Genomic DNA, 24,440 nt, shown 5'->3' on the forward strand with positions numbered 1-24,440 from the left:
TATAATCGTCCATACTTTTCATAGATGTTTTGAATAACAAAAATATGATTTTATTTTGATGGAAATGTTCTTTTTAACATAATTCTACCTAATATCAACAAAACCATTAACTCTAAAAACCGTTAAATCGTTGTTATGCTTGCGAATAAATAGTAAAAACTTGGTATTGTTTTTCGTATGTCAATAAAAATACGTACTTTTGCTTCGTTAAAATATAAATTGGAAAAATGAAGAAACTGACCCTTATCCTCGCGTGCCTTATCGGGGTATTTGTTCTGAACTCCTGTTCAGATACTGAGACATATGCAGAACAGAAAGAAAAAGAGCGTGATTGCATTAATAATTATATAGCTGATCAAGGTATTAAAGTAATCTCAGAGTCTCAGTTCCTTGAACAAGATACAACTACGAATTTGGATAATAATGAATATGTGTTGTTTGAAACAACAGGTGTCTATATGCAGATTATACGTCGTGGATGTGGAAAAATGATACAAAGTGGGGAAACCACGAATGTGTTATGTCGTTTTTCCGAGTGGAATTTGATGGAAGACACATTACAAGCAACTAACAATGTGATGTATTATTCACCTACTCCAGATATCATGTCGGTAACTAATACCTCTGGTACATTCTCTGCTTCTTTTGATGCAAATAGCAGTGTAATGTATTCTTATTATGGAAGTACTTCTGTGCCTTCTGGATGGCTTGTTCCTTTGAAATATATTAAAGTAGGTAGAGTAGAAAAAGAAGGTGATGAAATTGCAAAAGTTCGTCTAATTGTTCCACATAGTCAAGGACAGCAATATGCTTCGGCAAATGTTTATCCTTGTTTATATGAAATAACTTACGAACGGCAAAATTAACAAAATAGTTATGACACTTATAAAATCAATTTCTGGTATCCGTGGTACAATTGGTGGTCCAGTGGGCGATACTTTGAATCCGCTCGATATCGTAAAGTTCACATCAGCCTATGCTACTTTTATTCGTAAGAGTGGTAAGTCAAACAGTAATAAAATTGTTGTAGGTCGTGATGCTCGTATATCGGGTGAAATGGTAAAGAATGTTGTTTGTGGTACCTTAATGGGTATGGGCTACGATGTCATTAATATCGGTTTGGCTTCTACACCAACTACAGAACTCGCGGTTCGTATGTCAGGTGCTGCCGGTGGTATTATTATTACAGCTAGTCATAATCCTCGTCATTGGAATGCACTCAAACTCTTGAATGCAGAGGGTGAGTTCTTGACTAAAGATGATGGTAATGAAGTTCTTGCTATTGCAGAAAAAGAAGCTTTTGATTATGCAGATGTTGATCATATGGGCAAATATCAGGAGGATAATACTTTTGATAAGCGACATATAGATTCTGTATTATCGTTACAGTTGGTTGATCTTGAAGCTATTCGTAATGCCCACTTTAAGGTTATCGTAGATTCTATTAATTCAGTAGGTGGTATTATATTGCCAAAGTTATTAGAGTCTTTAGGTGTTGAGGCTAAGTTCTTAAATGGTGAAGCTAATGGCGATTTTGCACATAATCCAGAACCTTTGGAGAAAAATCTTACTGGTATTATGGGTGAAATGAAGAATGGAGGCTATGACTTAGGTATAGTCGTTGATCCAGATGTAGACCGCTTGGCTTTCATTTGTGAGAATGGTGAAATGTTTGGTGAGGAGTATACATTGGTTTCTGTTGCAGATTATGTGTTGGCTCATACACCAGGAAATACGGTATCTAATTTGAGTTCTACACGTGCTTTGCGTGATGTTACCGAGAAGCATGGTGGTAAGTATACTGCTGCTGCTGTTGGTGAAGTTAATGTAACGACCAAGATGAAAGATGTACATGCTGTTATTGGCGGTGAAGGCAATGGTGGTGTTATCTATCCAGAGAGTCATTATGGTCGCGATGCATTGGTGGGTATTGCTCTGTTCTTAAGTAGTCTCGCTAAGAAAGGCTGCAAAGTTAGTGAATTGCGTGCTTCTTTTCCAGAATATTGTATTGCTAAGAATCGTATAGATTTGACACCTGAAACTGATGTAGATGCTATTCTTGTTAAAGTAAAAGAACTATATGGAGCTGAAACGGATGTAACAGTTACTGATATTGATGGTGTAAAGCTTGATTTCCCTGATAAATGGGTTCATTTACGTAAGAGTAATACAGAACCGATTATTCGTGTCTATAGTGAGGCTCAAACTATGGCAGAGGCAGATGCTTTAGGTAAGAAACTAATGGATGTTGTATATAGTATGCAATAAAAATATTGAACTATATAAAAGGCTTGAATCTAAAAAATGATTCAAGCCTTTTTTTATAGTTCTTCATTATCCAATGCATTTATATTGCGCATTAAACCACTATATTTAGCGCGTTTGACGGCACTTCCTTGAAATAGCTGTTGATATTGCTTTTCAGTTAAGTGTTGCCATTTCTCTTTGGTCATGTGCAGGAGTTCGTCTTTGGGCTGTAATTCAGGAGTCGTATTAGGTGTGGCATATCTATTCCAAGGGCAAGCTTGCTGGCATCTATCACATCCATAAATTACATTTCCCATTTTCTTGGCAAATTCTTTATTTAGTTCTCCTCTGTTTTCTATGGTTTGATAGGATAAGCATTTGTTAGCATCTAGTTCTTGATTTTCTAGGAGAGCACCAGTTGGACAGGCATCTATACATTGATGACATTTGCCACATTTGTTTGATAATGGTTGATCGTATTCTAATTCAATGTCAAGGAACAGTTCTCCTAAGAAAAACATGCTGCCAGCGCGAGGTATAATAAGCTGATGATTTTTTCCAGTCCATCCTAATCCTGCTTGTGTTGCCCAATATCTTTCAAGAACGGGAGCAGAATCACAGAATGCCCTATAATAATTTATGCTACCATCGGTTTTTCTATCTTCTTCATGGTATGGTAGAGGTGTAAATCCTATTTTCTCTGCCAATTGTTGTAATTTACTTTTGACAATGTCATGATAGTCTTTTCCTAAAGCATAAGCAGCAAATTGGTATTCTTCTTGTGGAAGAGTTATGTTCGGGGTATAGTTTAATGCTACACTAACAATACTTTTAACCCCGTTCATCAGTAATCTAGGGTCAAGACGTTTGTCGGTGTAATTGTTCATATAAGCCATACCTGCATGATCACCATTGGCTAACCACTTTTTGATATGTTGAGCAGTCTCATGATCAACGGCTTTTGCTTGGGCTATTCCACAGGAAAAAAAGCCGAGACTTTTTGCCTCAGCTTTTATTTTTTGACTTAAAACTTTCTTGTCAACAGTATTATTCAAAAGTTTTGAATTCATAACCTTGGTCTTTTAACCATTGCAACGCTTTTGGCAGAGCATAATGAAGTTTTTCTATACTCTTCAGAGAATCATGAAAAGTTATTATGCTTCCATTGCGTGTGTATTTCTTGACATTTTCAAAGATGTCTTCTGCAGTCATCCATTTAGAATAGTCTCGTGTAACAACGTCCCACATGATGATACGATACCTTCGTGACATCCACCAATATACACTATGCTTCATCCACCCATGAGGAGGGCGAAATAGATGAGCGTGAATAAGTTGATTGGCTTTCTCTGTGTTATAGGCATATGTAATAGCCCAATGCTTTAGAGAACCAATATGGTTGTATGTGTGATTACCAACTTGATGACCTTCATGTACGATTTGTGTATATAGGTCATGATGTCTCATGACATTTTCTCCAACCATAAAGAAGGTTGCTTTGGCATTAAACTTTTTAAGTGTTTCAAGAATAAATGGAGTCGACTCGGGGATTGGACCATCATCGAACGTCAAATACACTGAACGTTCGTTCTTGTCCATTCTCCAAGTCGCTCTGGGATATAACCAGCGCAACCATTTAGCAGGCTGCTCTATTAACATCTTATTTCTTTATTCTTGACCTTGAGGCATTTGACCACCACGGCTACGATATTGATTGTAGAAGCTGTTAATTTGGTTGTTAAGTTTATTGCCAAGCACTTTATCAACCATTGTTGCAACTTCAGCAGTTTGCTGCATAATCATGAGCTGTGTCATACATTCTCTTTGTGAAAGCATGAAGTCATTGTTGTCCTGGCTTAAATACCATCTCATGTATTGGCTAGCATTCTTGAATACTTGTTCAACAAGAACTTTTGCTTTTGCTTTCTGACCTAAGAATGCATAGCTCTTGGCAATGTCGAGACTACCACTCATATAATTATTCGGTACATTGTATGATGGTATTTCTACGCTTGCCTTTTCCAATACTTTGAGTGCTTTCTGATTTTTGTTCTCTGCAATTAATTGAAGAGCTAATTGAGCCATTAAGCGGCGGTGTGTGTAACACATACGCATGGTAGTCTCGTCAATATAAAGGCCTTTCTGTTTTAAGTTGCCAAATTTAAAGCGTTTCATAATATTATGATAGGTACGCTCTGTATCAAAATTCTTGGCCCCTTCTACATTCGTTGTGAAAGGAGTAATACGATTAGCAAGACCTTCTTGAACAAAATTATTGCCGAGATTCATATAATTGTTTTCACCAACAGTAATAGCTACATAGACAGGACGTGTCCAGTTGCACTGTGCTATCATTTCAAGCATCATTAAATCACCCTTGTAAAGAGCATTCTTACCTGCTAAAGAAATTACCATACGGTCTGGAATAGAATCTGATGCCATCAGCATTCCACTCTTTTTGACAGCTTCTTTGTCTATAGTAACATATACCGTATCTGTAGGGATGAAATGCATATTAGCATCTTTTGAGCGAACCCAATATTTCAGAATATTCTTCAATTCAAAAGGTTCGTCACCAAACTGTGCCTTAGCTGCTTCAGGATTTTCTTTATAGAAATCCAAAACTTGTTGTTTAGCTTCAGCATTGATTTCTACATACTCATTTGTACCTGAGCAGAAATCAAGTCGAGGCCAGGTAATTGGTACAGATGGCGATTTGTATGCAGGACGTTTCATCTGGTCAATATACCAGTCTGTTTGTAAATAGCTCAAGTTACATACACGTGCATCTGTTCCTACTCCTTCTACCTCTTGATTATACCAAAGAGGGAAGGTATCATTATCACCATTAGTAAACAATATAGGGTGAGATTTTTCTTGTAGTGACATGAGATAATTCTGACCGAAGTCACGACATGTATATCGGTTACTTCTATCATGATCATCCCATGTTTGTGAAGCCATTTGTATAGGAACTAGTAACGAAGCAACAGAAACTAATGCTGCTAATGCTACATTGTCTTTGTTGAATTTCTGCTTGATCAGATCCAAAATACCAGCTACACCAAGACCACACCAGATGGCAAATGCGTAGAATGAACCTGCATAAGCATAGTCTCGTTCACGAGGCTGCTGAGGAGTTTGATTCAAGTAGAGTACGATGGCTAAACCTGTCATGAAGAACAGGAAAAATACTACCCAGAATTGACGAATACCCTTTTGTCCACGGTATGCTTGCCAGAAAAGTCCAATAAGACCAAGTAGCAATGGTAAACAATAGAATACGTTATGTCCTTTGTTTGCTTTTAATTCATCAGGCAACATGCTTTGATCTCCATACATAGCATTGTCAATAAATGAAATACCAGTAATCCAGTTGCCGTGTTCCTTTTCACCGTTGCCTTGAATATCATTCTGACGTCCGGCAAAGTTCCACATGAAGTATCTCCAATACATAAAGTTGCATTGGTATGAAAGGAAGAATCTTAAGTTGTCCCACATTGATGGAACTTTAACTGTGATATTTTCACCACATCTGTCATATGGAACTTCTTTACCTTCTACACCACCGAGCCAGCTTTCGTAAGCACTTGCATGATCTTGGTCATACATACGAGGGAAAATCATGTTTTGTGCATATTGCAGCTTGTTTTTGTGACTTACTACAAAGTATGAATCTTTTTCGTCTTTAGAGGCTTTTTCCTTCCTCTGATATACAGGTGCACCTTCCTTATAAACAGGCTTACACATATTGCCATCTTGCTCAAGTTTTACCTGAGAAGTATATGCTTGACCGTAAAGAAGTGGACGATCACCATACTGGTCACGGCTGAGATAACTTCCAAGAGTAAAGATATCCTCAGGAGAGTTTTGATCCATTGGAGGGTTGGCTGCACTTCGAATAACGATAAGTGCATAGCTTGAATAGCCTATCATTAACATCAGCATGCAGAGAAGTGATGTATTCTTAATGCGTGCAGAAACGAGCTGAATCTTTTTACCGTCAACTGTAATCTTCTTGTTGACGATGAAGTAAAGAGCAGCGAGTATGATGATACCAATAAGTACGGCAGACCAGCCATATCCATAAAAAGGAATACCAAGCATGGCAATGGATAGGAGGAATGCAATATTGCTACGTTTTACACTCTTATCTACATAGCTTTCGTAGATACCCCAGATAACTGTGGTAACCAAGAGAATAATATAAATGATTTCGCCAGTATTGAATGGGCAACCAAGTACGTTTACAAAGAACAGTTCAAACCAGCCGCCTACAGTAATGATACCAGGAACAACTCCATAGAGTACTGCTGCTACAATTACAAATGATATTGCTAGAGCAATCAGACTTCCTTTTAAGTTCGCATTTGGAGTTTTACGATAGTAATATACCAATACAATAGCAGGAATACACAATAAGTTAAGCAAGTGAACGCCGATAGATAAGCCAGTCATATAGGTAATTAATACTAACCAGCGGTCACTATGAGGTTCATCAGCATGATCTTCCCATTTTAAAATCAGCCAGAATACAATAGCTGTGAAAGCAGAAGAATAAGCGTAAACTTCGCCTTCAACTGCGCTAAACCAGAATGTATCGCTAAAAGTGTAGATTAATGCACCAACAAGGCCAGAACCCTCTATTGCGATTAATTTACTCATGGTTAGCTCTTCCCATTTGTCTATAAGAAGCTTGCGAGCAAGGTGTGATATAGTCCAAAAAAGGAACATAATACAAGTAGCACTTAATAGTGCACTCATGGTATTAACCATACGAGCTACCTGAGAAGGGTCGCTAACGAATTGTGAGAAAAGGTTTGCTGTAAGCATGAAGAACGGAGCCCCTGGTGGGTGACCAATTTCTAGCTTATAGCCTGTAACAATAAACTCAGGACAGTCCCAAAAGCTGGCTGTCGGTTCAATTGTGGAACAATATACGAAAGCCGCAATAAAGAAAACGACCCATCCGAGGATATTGTCCACTAATCTGTACTGTTTCATTTATTTATAAACTATTTGTGTTATTTCGGTTTATTTTTTGCAAAGATAATAAAAAGAAAGAGAAGTTCTTCTCTCTATATTATTATTTCACAGTTTGTAAAATGAAATTAAAAAGTTTTAATATGAAAACTTCCAATCTATTACATTTTAAGAAAATGCTCTTCTAGCTTTTCTTGTTGAAGATCTGCGTTTGCGTGGTAGTGTAGATGGTGATTAACGCATGCTATATGTTTTACATTCTCAAGGATTTCAGCGATGTCATGACTGACGATGATAATAGCACACCGTTGGTTGATTTGGCTTAGCATTTCATACATTTGTGCTTGAAATCTTTTGTCTATATATGTATTAGGCTCATCGAGTATGAGAATATCAGGATTGGAAACGATAGCTCGTGCTAAAAGAACGCGTTGTAGTTGTCCTCCACTTAGTGCGTTTATTGGTCTTTCAGCTAAATCTGTTAACTGCATTTCTTCCAAAGTTTTTTTTACCTGATGAAGCTGTGACTTGGAGTAGGGACGAAATATTTTCTTTTGATGTGCTAATCCCGATAGTATCACTTCATGTACTGATATAGGAAAATCTTTGTCAATTTTGCTATACTGTGGTAAATATCCCATAGTGATATCTTTGATACTTTTCCCATTTTTATAATAAATAATTTGTCCATGAGTTGGCTTCTTGAGCCCTAAAATTAGTTTTATTAAAGTGGTCTTTCCTCCACCATTCGGACCAATAATACCAAGATAATCATTTTGGTATATAGTTAAATTTACATGTTCAAGCACTTGTTTACCGTCATAGGCTGCTGACACATCTTTAATTTCAACGATAGGTTCCATGTTATTGTAAGTTTTTTGCTATGTTTAGCATTTGTTCATGCCATTGATATGAAAGAGGATTAATTTCAATCTGTTTGGTATTGGTACCGTTGGCTACGATACTTGTATTTCGATTGGAAAATTCCTTTTGTATAAACATGATTTTAGTTCCATATTTTTGCGCATTTGTAATGAGGTTCTTAAGTTGTGCCGCTGACGGTTCTCTTCCTTCTTCTTCTATAGGAAGTTGAATGAAATTGTATTCCTTAGCAAAATATGTGAGGGCAGGATGATAGATTAAAAAACTCTTTTGCTTCCCATGAGCAAATTTACTTCTAATATCCTTTTCTGTCTTACTTATTTTATTGAGTAATTTTTTCAAATTTTTCTCGTAGTATTGTTTCTGCGCAGGATCTTTTTGTTTTAATGCTTCGCAAATATTTTTTGCAATGATAGCGGCATTCGTACAACTCATCCACGTGTGTGGATCAGGAATGTTATATGCGCTTTTTACAGGTGTTATACCTTTAGAAGCACTAATTACCTTTATATTAGGTGCAGTAGCTGTAATTTTATTCATCCATGTTTTCTCAAATCCGAGTTCTCCAATTTTGATAATTAAAGAGCAGTTTGCCAAATTTACCATTTGTTTTGAAGTCGGTTCGTAGATTTCGGGATTACTGCCAGGTGGTACCATAGTTATAATATGATAATTATAGCCTGCTATTTGTTCCGTGAAATAGCGTAGTGGTTCTATCGTTACAGCTATTTCTTTAGCGTTATCTTTTTTGTTTCCTTGACATGCCATACATAATAAGCAGCAAAGGAACATAATCAAATTTTTCTCCATATGTCGATTTAAAATATATAACTTAAACCATATACCAGAATTAAATATCGAACAATTTTTCCAACAGATATACTGAATAAAGATATTGGGAAGTTAGCTCTTGTTAATCCTAAAACGATAGTAATCGCGCTACCTAAAACAGGAATAAACGCAAAGAAGCCCATCCACGCTCCGTTCCCATTCATAAATTTTAGGGTTTTGTTTATCTTTTCTTCTTTAACATGTAGGTATTTCTCAATCCAGTCTAGTCTTCCTAATCTACCGACGCCATAGTTAAATAAAGAACCTAGAATATTTCCAATAGATGCATAGTAAATGAGTGTTGTGGGGTCAAGGCCAGTTGCTACTAATCCTGTCATGATAGCCTCACTAGGGAATGGGAAAAAACTTCCAGCAAGAAATGCTCCTATTAGCATTCCCCAATATCCCCAGTCTATTAAAAATGCAAAGATGCTATCCATATGTTGGTAAGCGTTAAGAATAGTGCGATTATTGTTATTACGAAAAATACAATATTTGTTATTTTTGTTTTTGTCAAAGATATAAAATGTGCTATTAATAATGCCGTATTAACTATTAATATCATTAATAAGTTTAATGCGTGTTGAGGCTGTAATATGATATATAAAGTAGTACAGCCAAACATTGTGATGAATAGTTCATATATCATTCTGATTCTGATCTTATCTTTGTAACTATTCCTTATGAAATGAACACTTCCAATAATACCTAGCAGAATGATAAAAATAAATTGTGAAAATTGTAGTGATGTAAATGAACTGAAATCTGCTATTTTACCAAATTGAGTTATTTGTGTGAAATGATTAATTATTATATCTAGTTTATCTTGATATAGTAAATAGCCACCAATAAACCAGTAAGGTGTTATTAAACCTAATAGCGATGCAAAAAAGTTTTTAGCGCTAAAAGCTAAAATGTTAGTTGCTACAATTATCCATAGCAGCGGAACGAAAAAGAGTTCTTGTACCCAAAATACAGAGCCTATACTAATAGCTGTAAATGCGAAGAAGTTGCACCCAGAACTTGATTTCCTTTGATATGCATTTAATATGATAATATAGAATGCAATGAAACTTAGTTGAACTGCAAATGGTTCTATAGAGATCTTAGTCGGTAATGTCATGCAGGTTAGAACTAAAAACGAGCATGCAACCATACGGCTGTATATTCGAATCAGTGCATTCTGATTGTTCAGTTCCACCATAAGATAGGTGGATACGATAAATGTGGCAAACGGAATCCACAATGCTTGTTGTAATAGTCCGCTTGCCAACCATATTATTGCTCCATATAAAGCTGTTATTGGTAGAGAAATCCTACTACCTGCAACTTTATTTTGAAATCTTTTTTTCTCCAAAATTTATTAAATCAGAGGTCTTGTCCAATATCCTTTCGGAAATACTTATCTTTGAATTCAATCTTTTGTGCTTCTTGGAAACTTTTCTGAAGAGCTTCTTCTTTGTCTTTTCCATAGCTACTAACAGCAATAACTCGGCCACCATTTGTAACAACTTGGCCTTCTTTCACTGCTGTTCCTGAATGGAATACAATACTGCCTTCTACTTGATCTATACCTGATATAGGATATCCTTTTACATATTCTTCAGGATAACCGCCGCTAACCAGCATGACACAGACAGCAGCACGTTCATCGAATTCAACAGTATACTTATCCAGATTACCGTTTGCTACACCTTCGAAAAGGTCAACGATATCACTTTTTAATCGTAGCATTACACTTTCGGTCTCAGGATCGCCCATTCTACAATTGTATTCGATGACCATAGGTTCACCTTCTACATTTATAAGGCCAAAGAAAATAAAGCCTTTATAATCGATATTTTCTTCCGCAAGGCCATTAACCGTAGGTTTGATGATACGTTCTTCTACTTTCTTCATCCATTCTTTAGTAGCGAAAGGTACTGGAGTAACACTACCCATTCCTCCAGTATTCAAACCCGTATCATGTTCTCCGATACGTTTGTAGTCTTTTGCTTCAGGTAGAATCTGATAGTGTTTACCATCTGTAAGTACAAATACAGAGCACTCGATGCCGCTAAGATATTCTTCGATAACAACTTTTGCAGATGCGTTGCCGAACATGCCACCAAGCATATCCTTGAACTCTTTTTTAGCTTCTTCTAAAGTAGGCAAAATCAAGACACCTTTTCCTGCAGCCAATCCATCAGCTTTTAATACGTATGGTGCTTTAAGAGTTTCAAGGAATTTTAATCCTTCTTCAAGGGTTGTACCATCAAAAGTATGATACTTTGCTGTTGGGATATTATGGCGTTCCATGAACGCTTTAGCGAAGTCCTTACTTCCTTCAAGAACTGCACCTTGTTTTGATGGACCGATAACAGGAATGTCTTTTGTACGTGGATCATTCTTAAATTCATCGTAAACACCCTTTACTAAAGGGTCTTCTGGTCCGACAACAACAATATCGATTTCGTTTTTTACAGCAAAATCCTTAAGTTTGTCAAACTCATTGACACCAATTGCAACATTTTCTCCAACAGAGCCTGTACCAGCATTGCCTGGAGCAATATATAGTTTTTCTACTTTTTTGCTCTGGGCAATTTTCCATGCTAAGGCATGTTCTCTGCCGCCACCTCCTAACAGTAAAATTTTCATTGTTTCTGGTCTATTTATGGTTTATTTAAGATAGTTAAAGAAATATTGTGAGATGCGCTCATGCAGGTGTGTACTCTGATGGCCTCTCATGTTGTGTGGTTCACCAGGATATACGAAGAAATCCGGTTGTGTGTTGGCTCCGATGCAGGCTTTAAGAAAGCTAAATGCATGTTGTGGAACAACTACTGGATCGTTTAAACCTATGATAATTTGTAATTTCCCTTTTAAGTTTTTTGCCTGATTTAATAAACTGGTTTGTTGATATCCTTCTGGATTATTTTCAGGGGTATCCATGTAGCGTTCTCCATACATAACCTCATACCATTTCCAATCGATAACAGGTCCACCTGCAACTCCTACTTTGAATGTTTCAGGATGATGTGTCATCATTGTTATGGTCATATAGCCACCAAAACTCCAGCCATGCACACCAATTCTTGTCGTGTCGACATAAGACAAACTTTTCAAGAAATCTACACCTTTCATCTGGTCTTTAGTTTCTTCTTGTCCTAAATGTCTGAATGTAGCTTGCTCAAATTCTTTTCCTCTATTTTCACTACCTCGATTATCGAGAATGAAAAGTAAGTATCCATTTTGAGCCATGTAGGTTTCCCAACCTCTGCTGCTATAGTGCCATCTAGCATCTACATTATGCGCATGTGGACCTCCATATACATAGATTATAGTTGGATATTTTTTATTAGGATCAAAATTAACAGGCTTTACCATACGATAATATAAATCCGTCTTACCATCTGCAGCTTTTAATGTACCACAGCTATATTCTGGAACATTATATCCTTTCCATGGATCTTCTGCTGTATAATATGGTGTTCGTTTACTATTATCTATATTGATAATAGCAATTTTTCTAGGAATAGTAGGTGTCTGGTAATTATCTGTTATAAATTGTCCGTTAGGACTAAGACTTGCATGATGCCAGCCTTTGCCATTATCATCTATTAATGTTCGTTTTCCACTTTCCAAGTTGACTGAAAAAATATTTCTTTGGATTGGACTTAATTCATTGCTTGCATAGATAATAGAATGTTGCTTAGCATTGAAGCCTATAAAATCCATGACTACCCAGTTGCCCGAAGTAATCTGTTTCAGAAGTTTACCTTGTGTGTTGAACAGATAAAAATGATTATATCCATCTTTTTGACTTTGCAAAATAAATTTAGAATGATCCCAAGGCAAGAATACTATAGGATGTTGTGGCTCTACATATTTTGTGTCAGTTTCTCGATAGAGTTCTGCAATTTTTTCGCCAGTTTCAGAATTGTAACTAACTAGTCTGCAGTCATTTTGGTCACGATTAAGTTCAAATATATATACAGTTTGGTTGTCTGGTCCCCAAGCGATATTGGTAAAATATCTATTTTGTGGATTTCCAGCCTTGAGGTATATTGTCTTGTTTGTTTTTAAATTATATATGCCTACAGTTACCTCATGAGATGTTTCACCTGCCATTGGATATTTTTCAGGAGCAGGAGTAGCAATTCTGCTTTGATTTTTCTCAGGATTCCATTCTATTTCTGGTATGTTAACTAGTGGATAATCAGTTACCATACTCTGGTCCATTCGATAGAAAGCAAGTTTTTCCTTATTTGGACTCCAAAAGCGACCATCTGAAATACCGAACTCATCTCTATGTACGCTTTGTCCATATACGATGTTGCGGCTTCCGTCTGTTGAAAGCTGATGCTCCTTTCCATTTTTGTCTTTTACATAAAGCTGGTAATTTTTAATATATGCTTTAGGAGTAGCATCAACAGTACATGACTTCTTCTTCCAGTCAATAAGTAGGTTTCCGATTTTTACAATTGACTTTTTGGCATTAGGAAAAGTTGCATCATACAAAGAATGGATATTATCCACTCCTTTGATCTTTGTAAGATCAGAAAGAGTGAATAATTTAGTTTCCTTTCCGGTAGCTTTATTGATTATATAGCATTCTTCAGTGTCAAGTCTTACTAACTGATCTCCCCACCATGTTGTCCATCTGTTTTTGGCAATCATATTATGGTAGTTATTACCACCAAAATTTAAGTCTTCCAATGTAAAAGTCTTAAGCTTTTGAGCATATGATAACGTTGAAACAGCCATAAACATAAAAGTTAATGCGGTTTGCAGGAGACACACTTTCTGAGACTGAAACTTATTAATCTTCATCTTCAAATCTGTTTTTACCACGTTTAAAGTCACGATTACCTCGTTTAAAATCACGGTCATTTCTTTTAGAATTCTTTTTGCCGTGTTTAAAGTTACGGTCAAAGCTATCTTCATTGTCACGGAAATTCATTTTTCGACCTTTTTTGCGGTCTTTATTGTCATATTTTCCGAAATTAGGCTTATGGAAAGTAAACGAACGAATGTCACCCTCTTCGTTTTCCTCTTCTTCTTCAAGTCTTTTTTTGAATTCACGATTTTGTTTGAAACGGTGCTTTTGAGCCATTTCTTTTTTCTCGCGATCAGTTTTAACGATACCACCTTCGCTTCTGAACTCTCGAAGTTTACCATCAAAAATAGTATATTTATGGAATTGGCATTCCAAACTACCGTTATATACAGGTATCTTAATTGATGGTTTTAAGCCGATTTGATCAAAGCACTCTTCACGGTAGCTCAAGATCCAAGCTTCATTACCGGTGAAAGCATGTTTTAGGCGTTCGCCAATCATTTTATATGTACCAAGCAGATTTGGAGTAGAAATACGTTCTCCATAAGGAGGATTCATAACAATAATACTCTTGTTTGCTGGTTGTTTGAAATCTTTGAAATCAGCTTGTTCTACGGTGACATCTTTTGATAAACCTGCAGCTTTAATATTTAATCTAGCTGTATTAACAGCCTTCATATCGATATCATAGCCATAGATGTGATTATTGAACTCTCGTTCTGCAGAATCGTCATTATAAATCTTGTCGAACAAGTCAGCGTCATAGTCTGCCCATTTTTCGAAAGCAAATTCTTTTCTGAAAATACCAGGAGAAATATTTCTAGCGATAAGTGCAGCTTCTACCAATAGTGTACCAGAACCACACATAGGATCAATAAAATCGGTCTCGCCTTTCCAGCCAGTCATGAGAATCATGCCGGCAGCCAGAACTTCATTAAGAGGTGCTTCTACGCTTTCTTGTCTGTAACCACGTCTGTGAAGACTTTCGCCACTTGAATCCAGACTGAGTGTAGCTTTATCTTCTGCAACGTGAATGTTTAAGCGTATGTCAGGATTACTGATACTAATATTTGGGCGGGTTCCTGTTTTTTCTCTGAACCAGTCTACAATTGCATCTTTTACTTTATATGTAACAAATCTTGAATTTCTGAATTCCTCAGAGTATACAACAGAATCTACAGAGAATGTTTTTTTATTATCAAGATATTTACTCCAGTCTATTTTTTTTACTTCCTCGTACATGTCTTCAGCTGATGCTGCCTTGAAGTGGGCTATAGGCTTTAAAATTCTAATTGCAGTATGCAGTTGGAAGTTAGCACGATACATCATTTCTTTATTTCCTGTAAAAGAAACCACGCGTCTGCCTATTTGTACATTGTTAGCACCCAGCTGGGTGAGCTCCTGAGCCAAAACTGGTTCAAGACCCATAAATGTTTTGGCGATGAGTTCAAATTCCTGTTCCATTATTGAATTCTATATCTAATTTATCGATTTTTACTTGTTTGTATTTTTTTGTTTTGGGTCTCATGTCCTTTGTAACCCACACATTGGCACCGACAATACAACCTTCACCGATAGTAATTCTGCCTAAAATAGTGGCATTTGAATATATGATGACGTTATCTTTTATAATTGGGTGTCGTGCTATTCCTTTTATAGGGTTTCCATTGTCGTCTAGTGGAAAACTCTTTGCACCTAGTGTGACACCTTGGTACAGTTTAACGTTTTTACCGATGATACATGTGGCACCAATTACTACACCGGTACCGTGGTCGATAGTGAAATATTCACCGATACTTGCAGCAGGGTGAATATCTATACCTGTTTCAGAATGAGCTATCTCGGTAATTAATCTCGGGATGAGAGGTACTTGGAGATTATTCAATTCATGAGCTATTCGATAGCTTATCAATGCTTTTATAACAGGATAGCAACTCACAATTTCTGCTTTGCTTTTTGCGGCGGGATCTCCATTGTATGCTGCTGTGATATCTGTTGCAAGAACTCTTCTTATTTCAGGAAGCTGTTCTATGACTTTCAATGATATCTCTGCAGCTTTCTTTTTTCGGGTATCAATTTGTTCAGGGGTTTCTTTTTCATCGCAATCTGTGAAACATAAACCTGCAAGAATTTGTTCGGTTAGCATTTTATGTAACCTTTCTGTTCGTACACCGATATGAAATTCTAATGTCTGACTGGTGAACGAACTTCTACCGAAATATCCCGGAAAGAGGATTGAACGTGATAAGTCGATTATATCCTTTAATTTATCTCCAGAAGGAAGAGGATCACCATCACGATGCTGGTGAAAAAGTCCCTTGAGTGATTCCTGTGCAGATAATTTGCTAACAGCTTGATTTAATCGATTTGCTAAATCTGGATAACTCATTTATATGGTGTATCAATATATTTGTGCAAAGGTAATAAATTTCTTGATTTTAGTTATAACTTATTTGCAGGATTCACATTAATAACGCAACAACTTTATAATTGTTTTATTCTCTCCGTATTTTTGTCTGATAAACTCGACAGGCGTTTTGTAATTCAATCTCTTTCTAGGTCTGTTGTTGATTCTGTCCTGTACCATATTGATGTCTTTATCTGTTATCTTTGTAAAATCACTCCCTTTAAGGAAATATTGCCTGACTAGACCGTTAGTGTTTTCATTAGCACCTCTTTCCCATGAGTGGTATGGTCTTGCAAAGAAGATGTCTATTTTCAGTGCTCTAGCAATCTGCTGGTGCCTGGAGAACTCTGTACCATTATCTGCGGTCATGGTATGCAATCCCTTTCTTATCGGCTTAAGTGCGGCAATGGCTGCCTCCGCCAGAGGCTCTGCCTCTTTTGAAGGAAGCTTTCTCATGATTAGGAACCCGGACTCCCTATCATTGATTGTCATGATGACGCTCCGCCTGTTCTTCCCCACAATGGTGTCGATCTCCAGATCTCCGAACCTTCCTTTCTCATCAACGACCGCAGGTCTTTGCTCTATCCCGACACGTCCAGGTATTCCCCTTGACTTATACGATGAACCGCGCTTGTTATAGCGCCTGCCCCTGTGGCGCAGATGCTTATAGAGAGGCTTCCCCCATTTGTGCTTCTCCTCCCACACATATCTGTAGATGGTTTCGTGTGAGATGGGCGGTAATCCCAGTGCACGCCGTCTTCCGGATATCTGCTCGGGAGACCACTGTTCCTGTGTGAGCTTATGGTCAATGTAAACCTTTATTTCGTCCGTAAGGACGGTATAGTGCTTTCTTGCGCTCATTCTCCTGTCTGACAGCCACTGGGCCTTTTCCGCATTATACCTGCCATGGGGTGCCTTGTTGCGCCTAATTTCTCGGCTAATGGTGCTGCGGTGCACACCAAGAGCCCTGGCTATGTCTGTTGAACGTTCTTTTTTTTGCAGTCTGAAAGATATTTCGTACCTTTGCTGCGCAGTTAGATGCTTTGTCATATTTGCAACTTATGTGGAAGTTTGTCTGCAAAGGTAAGCATTTAATGCTGGGGACGAAAGATCTTGTGGAACTTTTGTCCCTTTTTTCATGCTCCTTGCTCACTTACTTCTTTGACACATTTGTTGCATTATCAATTTGAATTCAAGTTTCATAAAAATATGTTATTTCTCATAATTTTCCGACCTCCTTCAAAAAGTAGTATGCCTATTATTGTTGTAAAGATGCCTAAAAGGACATCTATAACGTAATGGTGCTGTGTATAAACGGCCGTCCACCAGATGCCAATGCACAGTATTCCAAATGTCAAAGAGGCATACCATCGTCGCTTGCTCATGATGGAATATATGGTTGTAACTAATAAGTAAGCAGCATGGAGACTTGGTATGGCGGCGAATACATTAGAATTATTTCCATACATATTGCTGTAAAAATATATTCCAGTTAGTTTGTCCCATCTTATGAGTCCGGCCGGATTGCCAGGTGTATTGAGTATAGGTTCAAACCCATAAAGATCGATATACCATGGTGGAGCGGTGGGATGAATGTAATATCCCATGAAGCCAACAAGGTTTACCACTAAAAAAGACCATGTAAAACGACGAGTCCAATCGTATTCTTTCTTATAAAATAAATAGAATGAAAAAAATAATGGCACCGGTACCCAGCAGAGATAGAAAATACCAGCCATGAAATCGAAAAAAGAAGAAGTATGAAGTTTAAACCATTCTCCAGGAATTAAAATTCCTTGCGAGGTTGTGATGCCGAATAATTCTTTTTCTGTATTATATATGTTTTTTATGTCAATAGGATTTACTTTATAATTTGGGTAAAAGCGCATGACATCGTAACATAATCCAAATATAACCCATGGAAGCATATAAAATGCTAAACATCTGGTTCTTTTCCAGGCGAGTAGCGTGAAATAGACAAAAAGTATTGCTAGAGAAATCATTTGATGTTGTTAGTTTGAAGAGGAAATATTTGAATCTTTTCTTTTTAATTCGTGGTAGCAATGCCAAATCCTCCAAAATGCGGTCAAATTTGCTAAGAATGCTATCGTTATCATTCCACCAGCTAACCACCATAAATTATTGGTGCATCCGGAAATTATTGCGGTTATAGCCGTCACAACAACTCTTTCTGGTCGTTGCATAAATCCTACTTTGCACTCTATACCTAAACCTTCAGCTCTCGCCCTAACATAACTAACCATAACAGAACCGACCATTGCTGTAAAACTTACGATGGTGCACCAAAACCATTCTGCTGTTGTTGAGGCAAAAATAAGAACAATACCAAACAAAGTTACAAGTTCGCTATATCTATCTAAAGTAGAATCCCAGAGTGCTCCAAAAGAAGATGTCTTATTACTGGTTCTGGCAAGTCTTCCATCCATCATGTCAAATAAGCCTGCTACTAAAATGACAAATCCTCCCCATCCAATAGTGGTATAATTGATTTTATATTGAACAGAAGATATAAAAAGTGCTGTAGCAAAAATATTACCAAGGAAACCTAAGAAGGTAATAATATTGGGTGTTATTCCTAAATGAATCATTCCATGGATAAGAGGATCTATGCCCCCATATATTAGTTTTTGTAAATAATCTCTATAATTCATGATTTGTATTTATTTTTGTTTGTAAAAACGAAATTCCGTTGAAGAGGATAGTTGAAAAAAATAGCAACAAGGAAAGCGATACAACTTTTAATAGGGATAAAAAGGGCATTTCCCAAAAGGCCAGTGAGCATATTGGTACCAAAGCCATTCAGTATCAAGCTCGCTGTCCAAACGGTAAAGTATCGAAATAGAATATCTTTTTTCTTTCGTTCGGCAATATCGAAGACATACTTGGAATTGATACAACAGTTGGTTATTCCACCACAAATGATGCCTATTATGTTTGCATATGTATATTCTAATATGTTGCAATAAGTTAAAAAAATAGCAAGTCCAAAATCTACAATACTAGCTATGCTAGCACTTATTTCAGCTTTGGATAAAAGCCAAATTTCATGTTTAATTTTTCCCATTATCATGTAAAACGGAATATTTGTAGATAAATTGTTATGACTATCAGAGAATATATTCCTGCAAGTATATCGTCGGCCATAACCCAAAAAGCTCCTTCTTGATGGTCTAAGGTTTTAATACCGAAAGGCTTAAATATATCAAAGATTCTAAAGCTGATGAGTGCCAGTATTGCTCCTAAATAGTCTTCGGGTTGTAAGATGGACAAAGGAATCCATATGCCAACCATTTCGTCTATAACAACTTTTGAAGGATCTTCACCCCAGTAAGGCTGGAGTATCCTTATGGCCCATGTTCCCAAGCAAGTAAAGAGTAGGATAAAGGCTATTATGATGTATTGTTGTATTGCACTGTTATCATTATGGAAGAGTGAAGATAGTGCAAACCAACCTATTAAAGCAACTATGCTACCCGCTGTTCCTGGTCCCCATGGCCAAAAACCGCTTCCGAATCCAGTTCCTATTAACATAGGAATGAGTGGTGGTCGTTTGTCAGAAATATTATTTTTGTTATTCATTGTTTTTTCAGTTATTTTCTTCTTTCTGAAACGCAAAATTAACAGAAAAAACTTAAAATACCAAAATGCCTGATTTGTTTGATAAAAAAATCATAACTTTGCAAGTAATGATATACGAAATGAATTGTAAGAAAAACGCATTTTTGCTTGTTATGATGTTGTTGTTTGTAAGCATCATGGCTCATGCTCAAAATATTTCAGGTAAGATAATTGGTAAGGATGGCGGTGCTATTCCTTATGCAAGTATTTCTTACAAAGGGCTTCGTTTAGCTGTATCTAGTGATAAGGATGGTCTGTTTTCTATTCCTAGGCGGGTTGGTGGTACATTGGTAATTAGTTCTGTAGGATATCAAAGCATAGTAATTCGAGTTACTAGCTCAATGACCGATTTGGGCAAGTTGACCTTGCAAGAAGAGAGCCGTTCGCTAAATGAAGTTGTTGTGAAAAGTAAGTCTGGACGTTATCGACGCAAAGATAATCCAGCAGTAGAATTAATGAAAAAGGTTATTGCTGCGAAGGCTAAGACGGATTTGAAAAATCATGATTATTTTCAGTATAATCGCTATCAGAAGATAACCATGGCATTCAACAATATCACTGAAAAACAATTGCAGGGTGATTTTTTAAAAAAACGACAATACATGCTTGATCAGATAGAGAAATCACCAATCAATGATAAGAAAATATTACCTTTATCTGTTGACGAAACGGTTTCTCAGCATATTTATAGGAAGAATCCTTTTTCAGAGAAGGAGATCATTCAGGGACAGCAAAGCAATGGAATTGGTAATGTTATCGAAACTGGTGATATTTTGAACGAAGTAATTAAAGATGTTTTTACGGATGTTGATATCTATAATGATTACGTACGATTACTTCAATTTCCCTTTGTTTCTCCAATAGGTAAGACGGCAATTTCTTTTTATCACTTTTATATCGAAGATACGGTATATGTAGATCATCAGTTATGTTATCACCTACAGTTTATTCCAGCTAATCAGCAGGATTTTGGCTTTCGTGGTGAAATCTTTGTACTGAAAGATTCTACATTGCATGTAAAGAAATGTATTCTGTTTATACCCCAAAAAAGTGATGTGAATTGGGTAGATAATATGAAGATAGAACAGAAATATTCCCAGTTGAGTAATGGTGAATGGGTACTTTCTAAAGATGATATGTATGCAGAAATTCATGTGAATAAGGTGTTGCAAGATTTATTAATAGTCAGGAATACCAGGTATAAAGATTATTCTTTTGACACGATACCCAAGCAACTTTTTCGTGGTAAGGTAAAGGTAAGATATGATTTTGAGGCTTTTAATCGGGATGAATCTTTTTGGAATAAGTATCGTGCTGTAGCATTGACCAAAAGTGAAAGTTCTATGGATACTTTTATACATAAAATGCAAAATAGCAAAGGATGGAAGTATATCATATTTGGTGTTAAAGCGTTGATAGAAAATTATGTTGAAACGGGTGGGGCAAATCGGAAAAGCAAGTTTGATTTTGGGCCTGTTAATACTTTAGTCAGCATGAATTATGTTGATAAAATTCGATTACGATTATCTGGTCGTACGACCGCTTATCTAAACCCACATTGGTTTTGGTCGGGTTTTGCGGCTTATGGTGTAGATAGTAAACAGTGGTATTATAGTAGTGCTGTTACTTATTCTTTTAACAAGAAAAAAGCAAATGTATTTGAGTTTCCTCTGCGTAGTTTAACTTTTGATACGTCATCAGACCTCACTTCTCCTTCAGATCTCAATCTAGGGCATAATAAAGACAATATATTTATGACACGTACTTCTGCCTTGAAAGAAGTATTTCTTTATAATCGACAGCGTTTGTCTTTTAGATATGAAACAGATTGGGGACTTCGTTTTAGTGCTTCCATTCAGACTCAGAGTAATCAAACGGCTGGTGAACTTCATTATTATAAACTTACAGATAGTGTAGAAGTACATAAAATACGCTTATCAGATGCAACGATGGGTGTGGTGTATAATCCAGGTGTCACTTATGTGAATACGAAACAACAACGATTACCCATAAATTTAGATTCTCCTGAAATTGGTATATCCCATACCGTGGGATTTAAACATTTCTTGGGTGGGCAGTTTAGGAGCAATGTCAGCACGTTATCTTTTTATAAACGTCAATGGTTGGGGAGTTGGGGATATTTATCTTTCAATATTCGGGCAATGGCACAGTGGAATAAAGTGCCATTCCCACTTTTATTACAGCCACCCGTCAATTTGAGTTTTATTGCAAATGAAACTTCTTTTTCCTTGTTAAGTGATTGGGAATTTTTGAATGACAGACAAGTATTTTGGGGGATTAAATGGAACTTAAATGGAAAATTGCTTAATAGAATACCGCTAATCAAATCGTTAAAGTTTAGAGAGTTTTTTGCTATAAAAGGCATTTGGGGAACCTTGACGGATAAGAATAATCCGGTACAGAACTCTTCTGATGAAAGACTTTATATTTTTCCTTCTAAGTCGCATCTTATGGGGAATCAACCGTATTGGGAAGCGGAATTTGGTATACATAATATATTAAAGTTTTTAAGTGTATCTTTGGTTCGTCGTATTAATTATTTAGAACAACGTAAGTATTTAAATAAGTGGGGAATAAGATTTGGATTTAAAATGACATTTTAGTACAAATAATTATATTTTTATTTCGAAATATGAATTATTTTATCTAAATTTGCGTCAAAATGTAAGATTTTAAGGTAAAATGAAAATATTTTTGGCTGATAAACAAGATATAACGCGCGCAGGCTTAAGCTATATCATTTCTGATATACCAGAATCTGTAACACAGTTCACTGAAGATAAAAGTGAATTGTTGGAGGCTCTTAAGCAAGAAGAAGATGCTGTAGTTATATTGGATTATACATTATTTGATATTAATGATGTCGAAGAGTTAGAGATTATTGGTGCTCGCTTTCCTAAAACCAAGTGGATTTTGTTTAGTGAAGATTTAAGCATCGACTTTGTCCGTCGTATTATCGCCTCTAGCTCTCAGTTCAGTGTGCTTCTTAAAGAGAGTTCTTTGCCGGAAATACATGAAGCTATAATGTTTGCAATGCGTAATCATCGATATATTTGCCAGCGAATGACAGAAATGCTTCTCGTATCACGTGAGGTTACTCCTGAAAAAGAGCAAATAAATCTGACAAAAACAGAAATAGAAATCCTCAAAGATATTGCTTTGGGTATGACCACAAAGGAAATTGCAGAAAAGCGTTTTTCAAGTTTCCATACCGTCAATACTCACCGTAAAAATATTTTCCGAAAGTTAAATGTAAACAATGTACATGAAGCTACTAAATATGCATTGCGTGCGGGTTTGGTAGATTCTGCAGAATACTATATATAAACAAAAAGGCTTGAAAATATCTCTCGACAGTTTCAAGCTCTTGTTTTCTAACTAACTTATTATCAACTATTCATTACTCATTTTCCTAACGAGTGCAAAAGTACTTGATTTTTATCTAAATTGTATCCTGAAATAAAGAAAAATAAACGTAAACGTTTGCGAATTAAGACTTTATTAGTATCTTTGCATAAATTATCAACTAAAGCATTATGAAACAACACAGGACTTCCTTGAAAGACCTGGCAGATAAACTTGGGGTTAGTATAGCAACTGTATCTCGTGCATTGCGTAATTCGCATGAGGTAGGTGAGGAAATGAAAGTTAAGGTTAAGGCTTTAGCTAAGGAGATGAATTATCGTCCGAATCCATTTGCTCAATCTCTTCGTAAAGAGGCACCTAAGGTTATAGGAGTTATTGTTCCGAATTTAGTTACCCATTATTTTGCTGCAGTACTCGATGGAATAGAAGATTTCGCTCGTCGTAAAGGGTATTCTGTACTAAGTGCCAATAGTCATGAAGACCATGAACGTGAGGCGCAAGCTATCGAGAATTTTTTGGATATGCATGTAGAGGGGATAATTGTTTGTTTAGCTCAGGATACTGTTGACTTTTCTCCTTTTCTTAAATTAAAGGAAGTAGGTGTTCCTTTGGTATTCTTTGCTCGTACTTGTCTTGATGATCAGTTCTCTCATGTTATTGGCAATGGTGATGTTGCAGCATATGATGCAACAATTCATATGATAGATTCTGGTGCCAAGAGAGTGGCTTTTATAGGTGGTCCTAATAACCTGAATATGGTAAAGCGTCGTAAGCATGGCTATTTACAAGCACTGCGAGATCGAAATATTCCTATAGAACGTGAATTGGTGGCTTGCGATAAAATAGACTTTGAGGTAGCACGGGCTAATACGATTAGGGTTCTTGAGAATGCTCATCCTGATGCGATTCTAGCTTTTAATGATATTATCACTTATGCTGCGTTTGATGCTATAAAGGCAAAAGGATTACGTATTCCTAATGATGTGGCAATTATTGGATTTACAGATGGTGATACGGCTGCCTTTGTAACGCCACGCTTGTCTGTTATCATGGATCAGGCACATGAGCAGGGTTCAAAAGCTTGTGAACTGTTGATGAGGGGTATTATGGGTGATACACATGTATATAAAGAAGTCGTTCCAATGATTTTAAAGATTCGAGAGTCTAGTAAAAAATAATCACCCAAGTTTATCATGCGTATTTGAATTTGGTTGAGACATGAGTTGTCTTGGGAGCTCCTTATTT

At 36.6% G+C, this 24,440-nt stretch carries 21 protein-coding genes; 5 read left to right on the plus strand and 16 right to left on the minus strand.

The window, feature by feature from the left end:
• The first annotated feature begins 227 nt into the window (after positions 1-227).
• Both L6469_RS00080 and glmM read left to right on the plus strand, forming a co-directional pair.
• Positions 228-866, plus strand: coding sequence for a DUF4827 domain-containing protein (locus L6469_RS00080; protein WP_006281237.1), 639 nt, complete (start codon positions 228-230; stop codon positions 864-866).
• Between the two features lie 10 nt (positions 867-876).
• Entirely contained in the window at positions 877-2,268 is a 1,392-nt protein-coding gene (gene glmM / locus L6469_RS00085; RefSeq protein ID WP_006281238.1) for a phosphoglucosamine mutase, read from the plus strand.
• 53 nt (positions 2,269-2,321) lie between these two features.
• On the opposite strand, the gene queG is transcribed toward glmM, so the two are convergent.
• The 16 genes from queG to L6469_RS00165 all read right to left on the minus strand — a co-directional run bounded on the left by queG (position 2,322) and on the right by L6469_RS00165 (position 19,769).
• Complete coding sequence (queG, locus tag L6469_RS00090; RefSeq protein WP_006281239.1) at positions 2,322-3,317, minus strand: tRNA epoxyqueuosine(34) reductase QueG; 996 nt, start codon at positions 3,315-3,317, stop codon at positions 2,322-2,324.
• Positions 3,295-3,906, minus strand: coding sequence for a polysaccharide deacetylase family protein (locus tag L6469_RS00095; RefSeq protein WP_006281240.1), 612 nt, complete (start codon positions 3,904-3,906; stop codon positions 3,295-3,297). The genes queG and L6469_RS00095 overlap by 23 nt, the downstream gene beginning before the upstream one ends.
• A gap of 9 nt (positions 3,907-3,915) precedes the next feature.
• Complete coding sequence (locus L6469_RS00100) at positions 3,916-7,251, minus strand: protein O-mannosyl-transferase family (protein ID WP_027454194.1); 3,336 nt, start codon at positions 7,249-7,251, stop codon at positions 3,916-3,918.
• Positions 7,252-7,391: 140 nt separating this feature from the next.
• Entirely contained in the window at positions 7,392-8,093 is a 702-nt protein-coding gene (locus L6469_RS00105) for a metal ABC transporter ATP-binding protein (RefSeq protein WP_006281242.1), read from the minus strand.
• A 1-nt stretch (position 8,094) separates the two neighbouring features.
• Positions 8,095-8,922 (minus strand): metal ABC transporter solute-binding protein, Zn/Mn family, encoded by an 828-nt coding sequence (locus L6469_RS00110; RefSeq protein ID WP_039869383.1) that lies wholly within the window; start codon positions 8,920-8,922, stop codon positions 8,095-8,097.
• A gap of 8 nt (positions 8,923-8,930) precedes the next feature.
• Positions 8,931-9,383 carry a YqaA family protein gene (locus L6469_RS00115; RefSeq protein ID WP_006281244.1) on the minus strand — a complete coding sequence of 151 codons (453 nt, stop codon included), beginning with the start codon at positions 9,381-9,383 and terminating at the stop codon, positions 8,931-8,933.
• Positions 9,359-10,300 (minus strand): hypothetical protein, encoded by a 942-nt coding sequence (locus L6469_RS00120; RefSeq protein ID WP_039869386.1) that lies wholly within the window; start codon positions 10,298-10,300, stop codon positions 9,359-9,361. The genes L6469_RS00115 and L6469_RS00120 overlap by 25 nt, the downstream gene beginning before the upstream one ends.
• A gap of 11 nt (positions 10,301-10,311) precedes the next feature.
• Positions 10,312-11,580, minus strand: coding sequence for a phosphoribosylamine--glycine ligase (gene purD / locus L6469_RS00125; protein WP_006281246.1), 1,269 nt, complete (start codon positions 11,578-11,580; stop codon positions 10,312-10,314).
• Between the two features lie 21 nt (positions 11,581-11,601).
• Positions 11,602-13,755, minus strand: coding sequence for a S9 family peptidase (locus L6469_RS00130; RefSeq protein ID WP_371262714.1), 2,154 nt, complete (start codon positions 13,753-13,755; stop codon positions 11,602-11,604).
• Positions 13,745-15,226: a THUMP domain-containing class I SAM-dependent RNA methyltransferase gene (locus L6469_RS00135; protein WP_006281248.1), complete on the minus strand. Its 1,482-nt coding sequence runs from the start codon at positions 15,224-15,226 to the stop codon at positions 13,745-13,747. The genes L6469_RS00130 and L6469_RS00135 overlap by 11 nt, the downstream gene beginning before the upstream one ends.
• Positions 15,210-16,151 (minus strand): serine O-acetyltransferase EpsC, encoded by a 942-nt coding sequence (gene epsC, locus L6469_RS00140; RefSeq protein WP_006281249.1) that lies wholly within the window; start codon positions 16,149-16,151, stop codon positions 15,210-15,212. Before epsC ends, L6469_RS00135 begins: the two co-directional genes overlap by 17 nt.
• A 78-nt stretch (positions 16,152-16,229) precedes the next feature.
• The gene (locus L6469_RS00145) at positions 16,230-17,219 is read right to left on the minus strand and encodes an IS30 family transposase (RefSeq protein WP_006282587.1); all 990 of its coding nucleotides are present in this window, start codon (positions 17,217-17,219) and stop codon (positions 16,230-16,232) included.
• A 149-nt stretch (positions 17,220-17,368) separates the two neighbouring features.
• Complete coding sequence (locus tag L6469_RS00150; protein WP_223918705.1) at positions 17,369-18,058, minus strand: phosphatase PAP2 family protein; 690 nt, start codon at positions 18,056-18,058, stop codon at positions 17,369-17,371.
• Positions 18,059-18,181: 123 nt separating this feature from the next.
• Positions 18,182-18,841, minus strand: coding sequence for a CDP-alcohol phosphatidyltransferase family protein (locus L6469_RS00155; protein WP_006281251.1), 660 nt, complete (start codon positions 18,839-18,841; stop codon positions 18,182-18,184).
• Positions 18,838-19,254 (minus strand): GtrA family protein, encoded by a 417-nt coding sequence (locus L6469_RS00160; protein ID WP_006281252.1) that lies wholly within the window; start codon positions 19,252-19,254, stop codon positions 18,838-18,840. Before L6469_RS00160 ends, L6469_RS00155 begins: the two co-directional genes overlap by 4 nt.
• Before the next feature lie 2 nt (positions 19,255-19,256).
• Complete coding sequence (locus L6469_RS00165; RefSeq protein ID WP_039869390.1) at positions 19,257-19,769, minus strand: phosphatidylglycerophosphatase A; 513 nt, start codon at positions 19,767-19,769, stop codon at positions 19,257-19,259.
• 119 nt (positions 19,770-19,888) lie between these two features.
• Between L6469_RS00165 and L6469_RS00170 the strand changes: the two genes are divergently transcribed.
• From L6469_RS00170 to L6469_RS00180, 3 genes are all read left to right on the plus strand, one after another.
• The gene (locus L6469_RS00170; RefSeq protein ID WP_237851090.1) at positions 19,889-22,432 is read left to right on the plus strand and encodes a DUF5686 and carboxypeptidase-like regulatory domain-containing protein; all 2,544 of its coding nucleotides are present in this window, start codon (positions 19,889-19,891) and stop codon (positions 22,430-22,432) included.
• A gap of 79 nt (positions 22,433-22,511) precedes the next feature.
• The gene (locus L6469_RS00175) at positions 22,512-23,156 is read left to right on the plus strand and encodes a response regulator transcription factor (protein WP_006281256.1); all 645 of its coding nucleotides are present in this window, start codon (positions 22,512-22,514) and stop codon (positions 23,154-23,156) included.
• Positions 23,157-23,365: 209 nt separating this feature from the next.
• Positions 23,366-24,373: a LacI family DNA-binding transcriptional regulator gene (locus tag L6469_RS00180; RefSeq protein ID WP_006281257.1), complete on the plus strand. Its 1,008-nt coding sequence runs from the start codon at positions 23,366-23,368 to the stop codon at positions 24,371-24,373.
• Positions 24,374-24,440: the final 67 nt, after the last annotated feature.

Origin of the sequence: Segatella baroniae B14 (assembly GCF_022024235.1) — a bacterium.
Lineage (GTDB): Bacteria > Bacteroidota > Bacteroidia > Bacteroidales > Bacteroidaceae > Prevotella > Prevotella bryantii.